This is a genomic window from Haliscomenobacter sp., from assembly GCF_965225875.1.
GTDB lineage: Bacteria > Bacteroidota > Bacteroidia > Chitinophagales > Saprospiraceae > Haliscomenobacter.
In genome coordinates this window covers 2,376,411-2,391,526 of record NZ_CBDDBS010000002.1, presented here as the reverse complement: position 1 = coordinate 2,391,526, position 15,116 = coordinate 2,376,411, and the positions used below count along the sequence as shown (strand labels likewise).

The following is a 15,116-nucleotide window of genomic DNA, read 5'->3' as shown; positions in this document are numbered from 1 at the left end:
AGTGCTCAAATATTATTCTTAGTAGCCCATCACCCGCCAATCGTCGACATCGACTCCGAAACAGGCAGGCCAAAATTACGATTTTTTTCAGCTTCCCAACCATCTTTGGCCCGGTTCCCTAGTGCAACTAAAAAAGTATCGCGAATTTGGGCGTCGGTGGCCCCTTCGCGCATCAAATCACGGACGTTGAACACACCCGTGTCGTACAAACAGGTCTTCAAACCACCCTGTGGCGTCACCCGAATGCGGTTGCAGGTACCACAAAAGGTACGACTGTAAGCCGCGATGATGCCAATGTCTCCTTTGAAACCTGGAACCTGGTAATTGCTGGAGGTTGAGTTGGGCGGATCGGGCAGTTTTTCCAAATTCGGAAAAGCGCCACGCAGGTGTTCCAAAATCCGACGATGGTTCCATTCCAGGGTGGTGTAATGGCTCCCTTCGCCATTAAACGGCATTTCTTCGATGAAGCGTACACTCACGGGGTAGTCCTTGGTGAGTTCAGCCATGGGGATCAGGTCGTCGATGTTTTTGCCATCCATCACCACCGCGTTGATTTTGGTTTTGATGCCGTGTTCCAACAGGGCGTGGAAGGTATTCATCACATCCTTGAATACGTTCCTACGGGTGATGGCAAAAAAACGATCGGGGTCCAGGGTATCCATGCTGAGGTTGACCGACTTGATGCCGATGGCTTTCAGTTCGGGTACCAGGGGGGCCGTGGTGGTGCCGTTGGTGGTGATGTTGATTTGGCGAAGGCCTGGAATTTGACCGATGTGGCGCAAAAAATCCATCATGTCCCGCCGCACAAAGGGTTCCCCTCCTGTAATCCGCACTTTATCGATGCCCATATCGACGAGTAACTGCACCAAACGGATCATTTCCTCGTACGACAAGAGTTCGTGCTTGTCTATGTAGGTGATGCCTTCCTCCGGCATGCAGTAAAAGCAGCGCAGGTTGCAGCGGTCGGTAACCGCCAGGCGAACGTAATTGATTTTGCGACCGTGGTTGTCGTAGAGCATGTTTTAGTATTTCCAGGACTTGAGATCTGCTCCTGCTGGTGCCCGACTTTCTACTTCCTTCGCCCACTTGGGGATGAACATGCGGTGGTAACGCAGGCGGGAGATGGCATTGGGTTGGGTGTGGTCCCCATTCCAGCAATGTTCTGCCCGATCCCCGTAGTCTACCTCGCCGTCGTAGGAAGGATTGGTCGTTTCTTTCAGGATGTCCTCCATCAGGTAAACCGCATTATTGAGGTAGTAGTTGTCCATATCCCCACAATAAATGTGGATTTTTCCCCGCAGGCTGTTGCCAATTTTGGGCCAATCGCGCTTGAGGATGTAAGCAAGGTCGTAATTTTCTTTCCAAAACTCCGCAACCTTGTGGTTTATTTCTCCGGTGTATTTGTCCCAAATAGGTTGCGGATAACCATCGGCACCTACCGGAGAGTAAACGGCTTCCCAAATGTCCCATTGTTGGCCTCCGCGGCTTTTGGTGCCGAGCACCAGTTCCCGCATGTTTGCTTCTCTCAGCGTGGCGGATACGTGCCCCAGGTAGTCGCGCATGCCGGGGCGGGGCGTCTTTTTGAACTCACTATCCAGCCAGTAGGCGTTTTTGTCCTTGTAAATGTCTACAACCGTATAAGCCCGGAAATCAATCGGGTCGGGGCAGGCGGCATAACAACCATTGTATTCATTGGGGTAAAACAACTGAGCAGCCAGTGCTTCCCAACCTCCAGTAGACCCGCCGTACATAAAACGTGCCCAACCCTGGCCAATGCCGCGGAACTGCTTTTCGATGTAGGGGATCAATTCGTAGGTGATGGCGTCGCCGTAAGGCCCCAGGTTTTGGGAATTGACGGCGTAGGAATCGTCGTAAAAGGGGTTGGCGTGCTGGATCTCGATGGCGATCATGCGGGGAAAATTCGGCCCGGTCCACATTTTGTAAAAATCATAAGCCTCCTGCTGCTCGATGCGGTTGTAGCAGTCCAGTTTGAAACGGGCGCTATAAGTGCAGGGGATGGTGGTATCGGGCGGAGTGGTGCGCCAGCCACTAAAATCATCGGGGAAATGGCCGTGGAAAATGGCGAGCGGGTAGCGGGCATTCGGGTGGGTATCAAAGCCCTCCGGGAGCAAAACATGGGCACCGAGGTAGATGTCGCGACCCCAAAACTTGGACAACCTTTCGCTCTTGATTTTGATGTGTTTGACGTATTTGGTATCGGCGGGTTCAGGAATGGGCGGAATTTCCTGATCCAGTTCAAGGATAATGGGCTTGGCAGATTTGGGGTCGAATTTGATTTTGATGGGTTTGGAATAAAGGTTTCCGGGTGCCTGGTTCCATTGGCGGCCTTCGCCACGATCCCAGCCGAGTTTGACCACCTTGCCGTCGGAGCGGTGGTAGGTTTGGTATTTGTCGAGCAAAACCTGAACGGTGTATTCCCCGGCGGGGACGTTTTTCAGGCTTTCGATGGGGTAACCAAAGGCGCTGTGGTTGAAGGCCTTGAGTTGTTCGGCCTTCCAATCTTCTACGTCGATGCCAAAAGCGAGTTGGCTTTCCGGGCCATCGACGATCTGGAAGCGGGGCTCGGCTTTGTCGTTTTTGGAAAGCATCAACAGCAGTCGGCCATCAAATTGAGCACCCTTGCTGGCAGGGAAACGCACCAGAAATTGGGCAGGGGTGGGAGCGGGTTTGGGGCTTTGGGCAAAAGCCAATTGACTCAAAAAGAGGATGGGCAAAAGGAATGCCCAGGTATTGGTTTTAGAGGTCATACAGGTGGTATTTTGGGTTTGAGGGTTAAGATAGGAAAAAAATGAAAAGGGAGGAATTCAGATTTTAGGCTGGGTGGCTGTCTGGTTCAAGGTATTAGTGTTTTTCCAAAATTAATTTTGTTTTCCTGACCACTTTCTCTGCAAGTCGCTCAAAAATCTCGATTTGATTGCCTTCTCGATTTATTTTGTAGATATTTCCAGTATTCAATTCGTAGTAACAATCTGCTCCGTCCAACATCATTATACCCCCACTGACTCTGATTCTTGAAGAAACTAAGCGTAATTCAAATTTAGATTTGGTCGTAAAGTGCCGGTCAAAATTCTCATCATTTATCGAAATTTCTTCAACGATTGAAACCAGTGATTTATGGGAATCGAGTTCAATGAGAACTTCCCCTAAATCTTCAATGAGCTTATTTTTCATTTTATTATTGGATACGAAGATAAAGTCGGGCGCAGTAGACAGACGCACAGCCGTGCGTCTGTCTACTGCGCTTTACGTAGCGCAACAGTTTGTGTTTATCTCGAAATAACGAAATCTAGAGTTAATAAACCGATTGGAAACTGCCTATTTAACCCAATTTCCTACCTCGGCACCTCAATCTTCCCCAAAATATCCTTAATCACATCCTTCGTCGCAAAACCCTCCATTTCCCGCTCCGGCTGCAGGATAATCCGGTGATTCAGGACCGGATACGCCACGTACTGAATGTCCTCTGGCGTCACAAAATCCCGCCCATTGATCGCTGCAACTGCTTTGGAGCTGCGCAAAATGGCCAGCGAAGCCCGTGGGGAAGCCCCCAGGTACAAGTCACCGTGGGTACGGGTTTGGGTAACGATGTGTGCGATGTAGTCCAGCAGGTGGTCTTCTATGAAAACGGATTCCACCAGGTCGCGGCATTCTTTGACCAGTTGGGGCGACATCACTTTTTGGACTTCCTTTTGCAAGTCCGTTTTAGAGCCCGTGCGGAAGCGGCGCAGGATGCTTTTTTCCTCTTCCAGATTGGGGTAATCGATGTTGATTTTCATCAAAAAACGGTCCAGCTGGGCTTCCGGCAATTTATAAGTGCCTTCCTGTTCGATGGGGTTTTGGGTCGCCATCACGAAGAAGGGGTATTCCAATTGGTAAGTAGTGCCATCCACGGTAATCTGGGCTTCTTCCATCACCTCAAACAAGGCCGCCTGCGTTTTGGCCGGGGCGCGGTTGATTTCGTCGATCAGCACCACGTTGGCGAAGATTGGGCCAGCTTTGAAGGAAAAGTCTACCGTTTTTTGGTTGAACACCGAGGTGCCAATCACGTCGCTGGGCATCAGGTCGGGGGTGAACTGGATGCGCGAAAATTCCACGTCCATGGTTTGAGCCAGCAACTTGGCGGTCAGGGTTTTGGCGATGCCGGGTACCCCTTCGAGCAGGACGTGTCCATCCGCGAGCATGGCCGTGATCAGCAGGTCAATGATTTCCTGTTGCCCCACAATGACCTTGCTCAGCTCGACGCGCACCTGATCAATGGCGGTATTGACCTTACTCAGGTCCAGGCGGTTGCGGCCCCAATGGCCAGTAGTGGTTTCGGGCACAAATTGAGACTCAACAGGCGTAATTGCTTCCGGGGTATCCAACGACTGCTCAGCAGGGTTTGGGTTCATTTCTTCTGGCACTAGCATTTATTTACAGTTTTTATAAAAGCTTTCAATTTGTTGATGAAAATCCGCCAGGATGCGTTCCTGGATTTCCGGCGAAAAATCAATTGCCCGGTACGAGTCCAGGATTTTTTGAATCTTTTCGGCTTTGATTTCGGATTTTATACTGAGTTGATAGACAAAATCTTCGTGCAATTCACGGGTTTGGATTTTATAACGATCGCGCACAAATTGCAAAAAGAGTTTCATTTTTTGCAGCACCAATTGGCGGTGGTTGTTTTGTAAAAAATACAAACGACCAATGGTGCGGATAAAGGCCAGGGAGTTGTTTTTGTTGCTGGGCAAAACCGGAATGATGCGTTGTCGGCGTTTGATCCGGAACAAAAAATACACCAGTGTAGTGCCCAGAAGAGTATACCAGGCCCAGGCCAAAGGCGGCTGGCTCAGTACGTAACTCAGGGGGCTGGGACGGTTAAAATCGCGGCGCGGCCGACCCTGGCTATCGTTGTTCATGTTCTCTGCCACATTTCGGTCAACCTTACTCGTACAATCCCAATACACCGGACCAGCGGATAAGTGGCCTAAAGCGGCCTCAGCATATTGTTTGCCAGATTGATCGATCATAAACAGGTTGGTAAAAAACAAGGGATTGGTGTGAAGGTAAAAATGCCCTGTGCCGTAGCGAATCCGCACAAAATTGGTCTTGCTTCCATTGATTTGCCCAAGGGCGACAAAACCATCCGGGTCATCACAAAAATAACCCCGATCAAAAAAATGCCAATCGTAGATGCTGTCGGGACTGGTGGTGCGGTAAGTAAAGTCGAAAGGCTTGTTCTGGCGCAAGTCAGGATGCAAAAAATTGGCTTCCACGCCCCGATCCTGGTAATAATTCAGGTTTTCCCAACGGTCCTCCTTACAAGTTTTGGGGTACAATTTGGACATTAGCCGGAACGGTAAAACCTGGGTAGCAATAAAGGCATCGTTGCCGTTGTACACAAACTTCAACAAGGTTTGAACATCCGCGGAATCCAGGAACTGCCCACCCCCGACAAATACATAGTTTGATTTTTCGCTGGGCTCGGTTGGCAATACTTTTTGAATCCGCTTTTTCAGCAGGGTGAAGCTTTCCGTTTTTGCCTGTGCTTTGAGGAGTTTAAATACGACAGTCAGGCCATAGGGCCCTTTGCTTTGTTCTTTGTAATTTTCCTTCCAGGTATAGGCCTGGCCACCATTTGTGCTGATCAGGTAAATAAACAGGCTGACCATAATAAGCACTACCGCGAGGAAAAAGAAATTTTTTGATCTCATACGGCTACATTAACGGAGGGTGGAGAAGAAATGGGGGCTGGGTGATGTTTTAAAAATGATTGAAAACCTGGTTTAATTTGTTCAAACTGCCCCTGATCCAATTGTTGGCCACCGTAACGCACCCGTTCAAAAATCAGGGTCAATATCCGAAACTCCCCGTATTGCTTCGAGCTGCGCATTTCCTGCAAATACTGGCGGTTGGTTTTGTTTTTTCGCCAGGTGATGGCTCGTTGGGCCGACAATTGTTTGAGCACCTCCAGGTAATACAAACGTACGGCCAAAGCATAATCATTGTGGTCAATGGCCTTATTGATGTAGGGATACAATTCCGTTTCTTCCAGGTTTTCTTCAATCTCCTCAATGCTCATGTCCTCAACGATGGCTTTTTTGACGGCGCGGTTTTTGGGCGCATTGAGGTAATGCCGCAGGAGCAAAGCTAAGATGACAATCACAATCAAAGCCGCTAAAACCTTAAGTACTACGATTATTCCTGGCCCGAGCTCGGGCCATTTGAATTCGACATTGTCTTTTGGTTTGATGGGTTTGGGTGGCTTCTTTTTTTTGATGCTGTAATTCAGTCCTTCGATGGATTTTTGCCAGGTACCATCATCAAAACGTTGGGGTTGAATGGGCTCGGAAAGGTATTTTTCCTGTTGGGGATTGACATAACCCTCTTGGGCAAAAACGGCATGGGTTGCAGCGTTTGCCAATAAAAAAAAGAGGATTGACCAAATTTGGTAGCGCATATAGATTTTTAGGGTTTGCCCACTGCTTAGTTCCGTTCAAAAATAAGCAATTCTTTTAAGTTGGGGGACAAATTTCCAGGTCAGGGGCTGTAAAACCTTTAAATTTATTGTACGAAATTTTATCTTACTGTACTTAAATCCTTTAGCATTGATTACCTTTGCGGGCAATTTGGAAACGAGTAAGCCATGCCTAAGGACAATTCCATCAAATCAGTGCTGATCATCGGGAGTGGGCCCATTATTATTGGTCAAGCCTGTGAATTCGATTATTCCGGTTCTCAAGCATCTCGCTCCCTGCGCGAAGAAGGAATCGAAGTCACCCTCATCAACTCCAACCCTGCGACCATCATGACCGATCCGGTTACGGCAGACAATGTCTATTTGTTGCCGCTGACCGTTGAAAGCATTGTGCAGATTTTGGAAGAACGCAAAATCGACGCCGTATTGCCTACCATGGGTGGACAAACTGCGTTGAACCTTGCGATCGAAGCCGATAAGTTGGGCGTTTGGGAAAAATACGGGGTGCGCATGATCGGGGTCGACATTGCCGCCATCGAGTTGACCGAAAACCGCGAGGCTTTCCGCCAACACATGATCGACATCGGGTTGGATGTTGCACCTTCCCACATTGCCAATTCCTTTTTGGAAGGTAAAGAAGCTGCGCAAAAAATTGGTTTCCCCTTGGTAATCCGCCCTTCCTATACCCTGGGTGGAACCGGTGGTGGCTTTGTGCACAAGGAAGATGAATTCGACGCAGCCCTGCGCCGTGGTTTGAATGCTTCTCCAACTCACGAAGTTTTGGTGGAAAAAGCCGTGTTGGGCTGGAAAGAATTTGAGTTGGAGTTGTTGCGCGACATGAATGACAGTGTAGTCATCATTTGTACCGTAGAAAACTTCGACCCCATGGGTATCCACACGGGCGACAGCATCACGGTGGCACCGGCCATGACCCTTTCGGATACAGCTTACCAGGACATGCGCGACCAGGCCATCAAGGCGATGCGCTCCCTGGGTAACTTCTCCGGGGGCTGTAACATCCAGTTTGCCCAGGACCCGGTCACCGAAAAGTTGATTGTCATTGAAATCAACCCTCGGGTATCGCGCTCTTCAGCTTTGGCCAGTAAAGCGACGGGTTACCCCATCGCCAAAATTGCCGCCAAGTTGGCCATCGGCTATAACCTGGACGAGCTCAAAAATCAAATCACCAAAACCACCTCGGCATTTTTTGAGCCTACGCTCGATTACGTGATCGTAAAAATGCCGCGTTGGAACTTTGATAAATTCCCCGGTGCGGACAATTCCCTGGGCCTACAAATGAAATCGGTAGGAGAGGTGATGGCCATTGGGCGCAATTTCCTGGAGGCACTTCAGAAGGCCTGCCAGTCTTTGGAAAATGGCCGTAAGGGCCTGGGTGGCGACATCAAGGAATGGATCAAGGTCGAAGATGTACTGACCCGCCTGGAGGTTGCCAGTGATGACCGGATTTTCCGCATCAAGGACGCAATTCGCCTGGGGGTTCCACTCCAGACGATTCAGAAACTGACTCGCATCGATCCCTGGTTCCTCAAACAAATCAAGCGCCTGGTCAAGTACGAAAACCAGTTGCTCAAGTTCAATGTACCGGATGATATCCCTGCCGATTTCTTCCGTGAACTGAAGGAAGTAGGTTATTCCGACGCCCAGATTGCCTGGACCATGCGGGTCAAGGATGAGGATGTAACCAAGGTGCGCAAAAAACTGAACATCCGCCGGACCTATAAAATGGTGGATACCTGCGCCGCTGAGTTTGAAGCCAAAACGCCTTATTTTTACTCTACTTTTGATGGTGAAAACGAAAGTATTCCCTCAGATAGGAAAAAGGTAATCGTGTTGGGCTCTGGGCCTAACCGGATTGGACAAGGCATCGAATTTGACTACTGCTGCGTACACGGTTTATTGGCCATTAAAGAAGCAGGTTACGAAGCCATCATGGTCAATTGTAACCCTGAAACGGTTTCGACCGACTTTGACATGGCTGACAAACTCTACTTCGAGCCCGTATTCTGGGAACACCTCGAAGAGATCATCGAGTTGGAAAAACCGGAAGGAGTCATTGTCCAATTGGGTGGCCAAACGGCCCTCAAACTGGCCGAAACCCTGCATAAAAAAGGCATCAAAATCATCGGTACCAGTTTCGCTAATATGGACTTGGCCGAAGACCGTGGTGCTTTCTCTGACCTGCTCAAAGCGCTGGACATCCCTTATCCCGACTACGGCGTAGCCGACGATGTGGATGAAGCCATTCGTATTGCCAATAAGGTAGGTTATCCGGTGCTGGTGCGCCCAAGCTACGTATTGGGTGGCCAAAGCATGCGCATCGTGATCAACGACCAGGAGGTGGAACGCCACGTGTTGTCCATCTTCAAACACATGCCTGAAAACAAGGTCTTGATCGACCACTTCCTGGATCGGGCCAAAGAAGCGGAAATCGACGCCATTTTTGATGGCGAAGACATCCACATCATGGGCATCATGGAGCACATCGAGCCCGCAGGGATCCACTCTGGCGACAGCTCGGCAGTGTTGCCGACCTACAGCCTTTCGGTGGACGCGGTGGCAACCATGGTGGAACACGCCGAAAAACTGGCGCGCGCCCTCGACATCCGCGGCTTGATCAACATCCAGTTTGCCATTAAGGACAATAAGGTGTACGTAATCGAAGCCAACCCACGGGCTTCGCGGACAACACCCTTTATTGCCAAAGCCTATAAAGTACCGTACCTGAAATACGCCACGCTGGTGATGCTGGGCACCCACAAACTGAAAGACTTCGACATCAAGCCACAACCAAGTGGTTATGCGATCAAAGTTCCGGTGTTCAGCTTCGAAAAATTCCCGAATGTGGATAAGCAGTTGGGACCAGAAATGAAGTCAACGGGTGAGGAGATTCGGTACATCCGCGATTTGAGTGATCCGTTCTTCCGGGAGTTGGATCGGAATCGGTCGATGTATTTGACGCGGTAAGCAGGGCTGCCACTATAAGCTGTGGTGAACCTAGGGTTTCTAAAGTTTCTTAGGTGGTGAAAAAGAAAAAACCTGCGAAGCAGGGCATTCTTTAACCACCTAAGAAACCTAAGCCACCCAAAAAATCACCTAAGTAATGGTGCTTTATTTAATCAACTTCATCACCTTTTTGATCTTATCATTGGGCACCATCAGCGCCAGATTGTACTGCTTGATTTTCCATTCTTTGCCACTGCGCTCCAATACCCCCGAGCCCCGGCACACGCCCATCCAGGTATCCAAGAGTTCATCCCACCAAGCGTAGCGTCCATCCGCTGATACAGCAATGTTGCGGTTTTTGGCCTTAAAATCCCAGGCGCTGTCTTTGTCAAAAGCCTTTTGCATGTCTTTGCGCATGGCTTCCCGCAACCAACGTTCGCTGGCATCGGTGCCCAGGAAAACGCCATCGGCACTCATGGCGCCAAAAAACTTGTCCTCATCGGCCTTTGCCGCGGCCTGATGCCAGGCGTCGATTGCCGTAGCAATCTCTTTTTGGCTATCTGGTGCGCTGGTGATGCAATTGTCCTTGCGGCGGGTGTCGGTGATGCCAATGATTTTCCAACCTTCCAGCGTTTTCATCAATTGGAAAGCATTGACGCCGCAGTGGCTCATTTGATCACCCAGGTAAAAGGTGTACTCGGTCCAAACCGTGGCGAGGTTTTGATCAATCCGGACATCGTAGCTCCAGATGCGTTCATCCAGCATTTTGGGTGCGGGTTTGCCTACGGAGGAGATGAAACGGCTGAAAGATTCGCTGACCATGCGCGGCTTTCCTTCCCGATCAATCAAGGTGGTGCGCAATTGTGCTTCGGGGTGGCTAATGGCTTTGATGCGTACACTGTCGTTGGCGCGCATACCATCAAAAAGTTGTTTGATCACGTTGATCACCGCAGTGCTCTCGTCGGTTTGGGCACTACATACGGTACAGCAGGCGCTGAAAAGTAAGACTAAAGGCAAAAATTTCATGTTGTATGGTTTTACATTAATCCTTCATCGGCAAAACTATAATAGCCCGATTCACCGACGATCAAATGGTCTTGTACCAAAATATCCAGTTGCAGGCCGGCCTTGCACAGGCGTTGGGTCAAATCCAGGTCAGGTTGGCTAGGGCGCAAACTCCCGGAGGGGTGATTGTGGCACAAAACCAAACTAGCCGCATTGTATTCCAGAGCTTTTTTAAAAATCACCCGGGCATCTACCACTGTGCTGGTCAAACCTCCCGCGCTGACTTTTTCTCGCCCGATCATCCGATTGGCCTGATTGAGCAACAAAATCCAGAACTCCTCAGTGCTCAAATCGAGCAACAATGGCCCCAGCGCCAGATAGGCATCCTTACTGCTGCTGATCTGGGGGCGTTTTTGCAGGGGCAACAATTGTCGGCGTTGCCCCAACTCCAGGGCGGCGATGATGGAAATGGCTTTGGCTTCTCCGACTCCATTGAAGCGATCGGTGAGTTCTTTGATGCTGCTACGCCCCAATTCATTCAAATCGGCGTTGTAAGCCTGCAAAATCCTCTGCGCCAAACCCAGGGCCGATTCATCCCGGTTGCCAGAACCCAGAATGATGGCCAACAATTCCGCATCAGTCAGTTGTTTTTTTCCTTTGAAGAGCAGTTTTTCGCGTGGACGGTCCTCTTCCGCCCAGCCTTTGATGCTGATTTTTTCCTTTGGATCGACATACATAACAAACAATTTTACAAGAATGAACAAATCAAAACAATCCAAAGGCAGTGTAAATGTGCAAGGCAAATGAGCGGAACGGTAACAAGTCGTAAGGCAAAATGAACACTTTTTTTTAAATCGCCCCTAATCTCCGTTCCGTTTCTTATGTTTGAGCTAAAATAGAAGATATTTTTGAAAAGTGGAAAAAGATTTGCGGTTTAGGCGGGAAGAAAGGCTCAAAAGCTGGACAGCGATTGGGCGGATGTTTAAGGAGGGGCAATCTTTTGGCCAATATCCCTTGCGCTTTGTATGGCTCCCTATGGAGGCTGGGAGTGCTGATTTTCCTGTACAATTCACGGTGAGTGTCCCCAAAAAGAAGTTCAAAAAAGCGGTAGACCGCAATCGCCTGCGCCGCCAAATCCGGGAAACCTACCGGCTCCACAAACAGATTTTGTACCGCAATCTCGATCCTTCCCAACAAGTTTTTGCCTTGATGGTTATTTATGTAGCCAAAGACATGCTGGAATATCCCGAGATTGAAAACAACATGAACCGGGGCTTGCGGCGCTTGTCAAAAATTTTGCGTGAGCTTCCGCCTCAACCAACGCCAAAGGAAGATTAAAGCTCTTTACAGGGCGAAAAACTAAGGCTTTATTTTTCACCTGATTATTCTTTGCCAATGAATACATTTTTACGCTATATCCTTTTGAGTTTAGTCTTAGTTTGTGGGGTGCTGGCCCCCGCTTTTAGCCAAAAATTCCTTGCCCTCGAACGTTATGGCAAAGCCAAAAACATTCGAATCCCTATCGGTACGGTGATCACTTACCAAATCCGCGAAGGACAAGGTTGGTATACTTCGGAAATTGTGGATTTGAACTTTAAAGATTCGCTGGTGATTTTTCCCAGGATTGCCATGCCGCTCAAGAACATTGTGGCCCTGCGTTACGATCAAAACTGGGCAAAAGGAATAGGTACTTCGCTCCGGATGTTTGGATTGAGCTGGTCGGGTCTGGCGCTGGTGGGGACTTTAACCGATAAAAATCCGAGCACCAACTATGAATGGGGCGATGCCATTGTTACGGGTAGTGCATACGCTACGGGCTTTTTACTGCCTCGTATTTTTAAACATAGGGTGGTGGAATTGGGCAAACGCAAGCGGCTGCGCATCATGGATACCCGGCCTTCAGAGCGGTAACTACTTTCTAAGCAAAAAATATTCAATCCCCAATCGGTATCCGTTCAAACCCAACCCTACAATACTGCCCACACAACGTGAGGCCAGGTAGGAATGGTGGCGAAATGCTTCCCGTGCATGGATGTTGGAAATGTGCACCTCTACTACCGGGGTCTTAACTGCACTGATGGCATCGGCAATCGCCACTGAAGTGTGGGTATACGCCCCCGCATTGATGATGATGCCATCGAAGGAAAAACCTACCTCGTGGATTTTGTCAATGAGCTCACCTTCGTGATTGCTTTGAAAATAATGGAGGTCCAGGTCAGGAAAAGCCTGAACCAAAGTCTCAAAATAATCCTGAAAAGTCTGTTTCCCGTATACCTCTGGCTCGCGTACGCCGAGGAGGTTGAGGTTGGGTCCGTTGAGGATGAGGAGCTTCATATGAGCGATCAGCTATGAGCAGTCAGCCATCCGCTATGAGCGATTGGCTAACTGCTGATGGCTCATAGCGGATGGCTGACTGCTGTTAATTGGCGAGTTCCGACAAAAATTTCACCCGCACCATCAAGATTTCGTCCATGGTAATGTCGTCGTCTTTAAGGGCTTTGTAGGCTACTTTGGCGTCGTCGGTATCGGTACTCATGAAATAATCGTAGATATCGTCGCGAATGGCTTCGTCCATGGTGTCGTCCAGGTAGTAGTCGATGTTGACTTTGGTGCCGGAGAGCACGATGGCGTAAAGTTCCTCCAGCAATTCATCCATCGTAATGTCGTTGGACTCGGCGATGTCTTCCAGTGGAACTTTGCGGTCGATGCTTTGGATGATGTTGACCTTGATCTTGGATTTGTTGGCCACTTGTTTGACCACAAAATCGGTAGGCCGATCAATGTCATTTTCTTCAACGTACTTTTTGATCAGTTCGACGAAGGCCTTGCCGTAACGCACCGCTTTACCCCGGCTGACCCCCGAAATATGGACCATATCGTCCATTGAGATGGGGTACTGTGTAGCCATGTCTTCCAGAGAAGGATCCTGGAAAATCACGTAAGGTGGCACATTGTGGCGCTTGGCTTCTTTGCGCCGCAGGTCTTTGAGCAAGCCAACCAAGGTTTCGTCCAGTACCGAAGTACGGCCGGTTTCTTCAGCGTTGATGTCGATTTGCTCTTTTTCGTAATCGTGGTTGAGCGGAATTTGAATGGGGTAAGTCTTCTTCAGGAAATCCCGGCCCTTATCGGTCAGTTTGAGCAAGCCGTAACTTTCGATGTCTTTGTACAAAAGGTCTTGCAACAAGGCATGGCGGTAAACGGATTCCCAAAAATTGACATCCTTTCCTTTACCAACCCCGAAGGAGGGCTTTTTGGTAAAGAGGTAGTCTTTGATTTCTTTGGTTTCCGTGCCGTTTACAAAATCGAGCAGGGTTTTGATGGTGAAGTTTTCATCCAGTTCATCAACCACCTTGAGTGCATCCTGCATCTCTTTGGTGACCTCGATCTTTTCTTTGGGATACCGGCAATTGTCACAGAGGCCACAATTGCTCCGATCGTATTCTTCTCCAAAATAGTGCAACAAGAACTGACGGCGGCAAGCGGTAGTTTCCGCGTAAGCCATTACTTCCTGCATCAGCTGGGAACCCATTTCACGCTCGGCCACCGGCTTGTCGCGCAGGAATTTCTCCAACTTGAGCATATCTTTATAGGCATAAAAGGCGATACAACGCCCTTCCAACCCGTCCCGTCCGGCACGCCCGGTTTCCTGATAGTAGTTCTCGATGCTTTTGGGCATGTCGAAGTGAATCACAAAACGTACATCCGGCTTGTCGATCCCCATCCCGAAAGCGATGGTAGCCACAATGACGTCCACTTCTTCCATCAAGAAATCATCCTGGGTCTTGGTACGGGTTTTGGCATCCAAACCAGCGTGATAAGGTGCGGCTTTGATGTCGTTGACCTGGAGTACCTTGGCAATGTCTTCGGCGGCCTTCCGGCTTTGTACGTAGATGATGCCGGATTGGCTGGGCAAACTTTTGATCACCTGGATGATCTGGCGCATGGCTTGCTCCGGTTTTCCTTTAGGGCGTACCTCGTAATACAAGTTTTCGCGGTTGAAGGAAGACATGAAGGCATGCTCGTTGCGCAGGCCCAGGTTTTTCAGGATATCCGATTGTACCTTGGGAGTAGCAGTGGCCGTCAGGGCAATGATGGGCACTTCCTGACCGATCCCGTCCAGCATCGAACGAATGCGGCGGTATTCGGGGCGAAAATCGTGTCCCCATTCTGAGATACAGTGCGCTTCATCCACTGCAACGAAAGACACGTTGACGGTGCGGAAAAATTCGATGTTCTCATCTTTGGTGAGGGTTTCGGGGGCAATGTAAAGCAACTTGGTATTGCCGTCATTGATGGCTTGCTTTACCAGCTTCATTTGCGCTTTAGTCAGCGAGGAATTCAAAAAATGGGCTACATCGTCGCTTTGGCTATAACCGCGAATGGAATCCACCTGGTTCTTCATCAGGGCGATGAGGGGTGAAATGACGATGGCGGTTCCCTCAGCCATGAGGGCGGGCAATTGATAGCACAATGATTTACCTCCTCCGGTGGGCATGATCACAAAAGTATCTTCGCCGCTGAGTAAGTTATTGATTATTACTTCCTGGTTGCCTTTGAACCCGTCAAAGCCGAAGTATTTCTGCAAAGCCTCTTGCAATGTTTCTTGCGTCACTGTCATGGCTCTCGTGCTTTGATCTTTTGTTTTAGCGTACTTTTGCGCAGCGCCACC

13 protein-coding genes are annotated in these 15,116 nt (G+C 49.3%); 3 read left to right on the top strand and 10 right to left on the bottom strand.

The features are described from left to right. Positions 1 to 29: 29 nt before the first annotated feature. From moaA to ACO08K_RS12240, 6 genes are all read right to left on the bottom strand, one after another. Positions 30 to 1,019: a GTP 3',8-cyclase MoaA gene (gene moaA, locus ACO08K_RS12265; protein WP_421796689.1), complete on the bottom strand. Its 990-nt coding sequence runs from the start codon at positions 1,017 to 1,019 to the stop codon at positions 30 to 32. Between the two features lie 3 nt (positions 1,020 to 1,022). After that, entirely contained in the window at positions 1,023 to 2,768 is a 1,746-nt protein-coding gene (locus tag ACO08K_RS12260; RefSeq protein WP_421796688.1) for a hypothetical protein, read from the bottom strand. Between the two features lie 94 nt (positions 2,769 to 2,862). Continuing rightward, entirely contained in the window at positions 2,863 to 3,192 is a 330-nt protein-coding gene (locus tag ACO08K_RS12255; protein WP_421796687.1) for a hypothetical protein, read from the bottom strand. A 161-nt stretch (positions 3,193 to 3,353) separates the two neighbouring features. Beyond that, on the bottom strand, positions 3,354 to 4,430 hold the full coding sequence (locus tag ACO08K_RS12250) for an AAA family ATPase (protein WP_421796686.1): 1,077 nt from the start codon (positions 4,428 to 4,430) through the stop codon (positions 3,354 to 3,356). Beyond that, a complete protein-coding gene (locus ACO08K_RS12245; protein WP_421796685.1) occupies positions 4,431 to 5,714 on the bottom strand; it encodes a DUF4350 domain-containing protein in 1,284 nt (427 codons plus the stop codon). Next, a complete protein-coding gene (locus ACO08K_RS12240) occupies positions 5,711 to 6,460 on the bottom strand; it encodes a DUF4129 domain-containing protein (protein WP_421796684.1) in 750 nt (249 codons plus the stop codon). The genes ACO08K_RS12245 and ACO08K_RS12240 overlap by 4 nt, the downstream gene beginning before the upstream one ends. A gap of 186 nt (positions 6,461 to 6,646) precedes the next feature. Here ACO08K_RS12240 and carB point away from each other — a divergent pair, with 186 nt between their 5' ends. Further along, the gene (gene carB / locus ACO08K_RS12235) at positions 6,647 to 9,463 is read left to right on the top strand and encodes a carbamoyl-phosphate synthase large subunit (RefSeq protein WP_421796683.1); all 2,817 of its coding nucleotides are present in this window, start codon (positions 6,647 to 6,649) and stop codon (positions 9,461 to 9,463) included. A 144-nt stretch (positions 9,464 to 9,607) separates the two neighbouring features. Here carB and ACO08K_RS12230 read toward each other — a convergent pair whose 3' ends face one another. Beyond that, on the bottom strand, positions 9,608 to 10,468 hold the full coding sequence (locus ACO08K_RS12230) for a nuclear transport factor 2 family protein (RefSeq protein WP_421796682.1): 861 nt from the start codon (positions 10,466 to 10,468) through the stop codon (positions 9,608 to 9,610). An 11-nt stretch (positions 10,469 to 10,479) separates the two neighbouring features. Further along, entirely contained in the window at positions 10,480 to 11,184 is a 705-nt protein-coding gene (gene radC / locus ACO08K_RS12225; RefSeq protein ID WP_421796681.1) for a RadC family protein, read from the bottom strand. Positions 11,185 to 11,362: 178 nt separating this feature from the next. On the opposite strand from radC, the gene rnpA reads away from it, so the two are divergent. Then, complete coding sequence (gene rnpA, locus ACO08K_RS12220) at positions 11,363 to 11,785, top strand: ribonuclease P protein component (RefSeq protein ID WP_421796680.1); 423 nt, start codon at positions 11,363 to 11,365, stop codon at positions 11,783 to 11,785. Positions 11,786 to 11,842: 57 nt separating this feature from the next. After that, positions 11,843 to 12,358 (top strand): hypothetical protein, encoded by a 516-nt coding sequence (locus ACO08K_RS12215; RefSeq protein WP_421796679.1) that lies wholly within the window; start codon positions 11,843 to 11,845, stop codon positions 12,356 to 12,358. Here the strand turns inward: ACO08K_RS12215 and aroQ are convergent, their stop codons facing one another. Further along, entirely contained in the window at positions 12,359 to 12,781 is a 423-nt protein-coding gene (gene aroQ, locus ACO08K_RS12210) for a type II 3-dehydroquinate dehydratase (protein ID WP_421796678.1), read from the bottom strand. It lies immediately after the preceding gene. 85 nt (positions 12,782 to 12,866) lie between these two features. Continuing rightward, complete coding sequence (gene recQ, locus ACO08K_RS12205; RefSeq protein WP_421796677.1) at positions 12,867 to 15,065, bottom strand: DNA helicase RecQ; 2,199 nt, start codon at positions 15,063 to 15,065, stop codon at positions 12,867 to 12,869. Positions 15,066 to 15,116 lie beyond the last annotated feature (51 nt).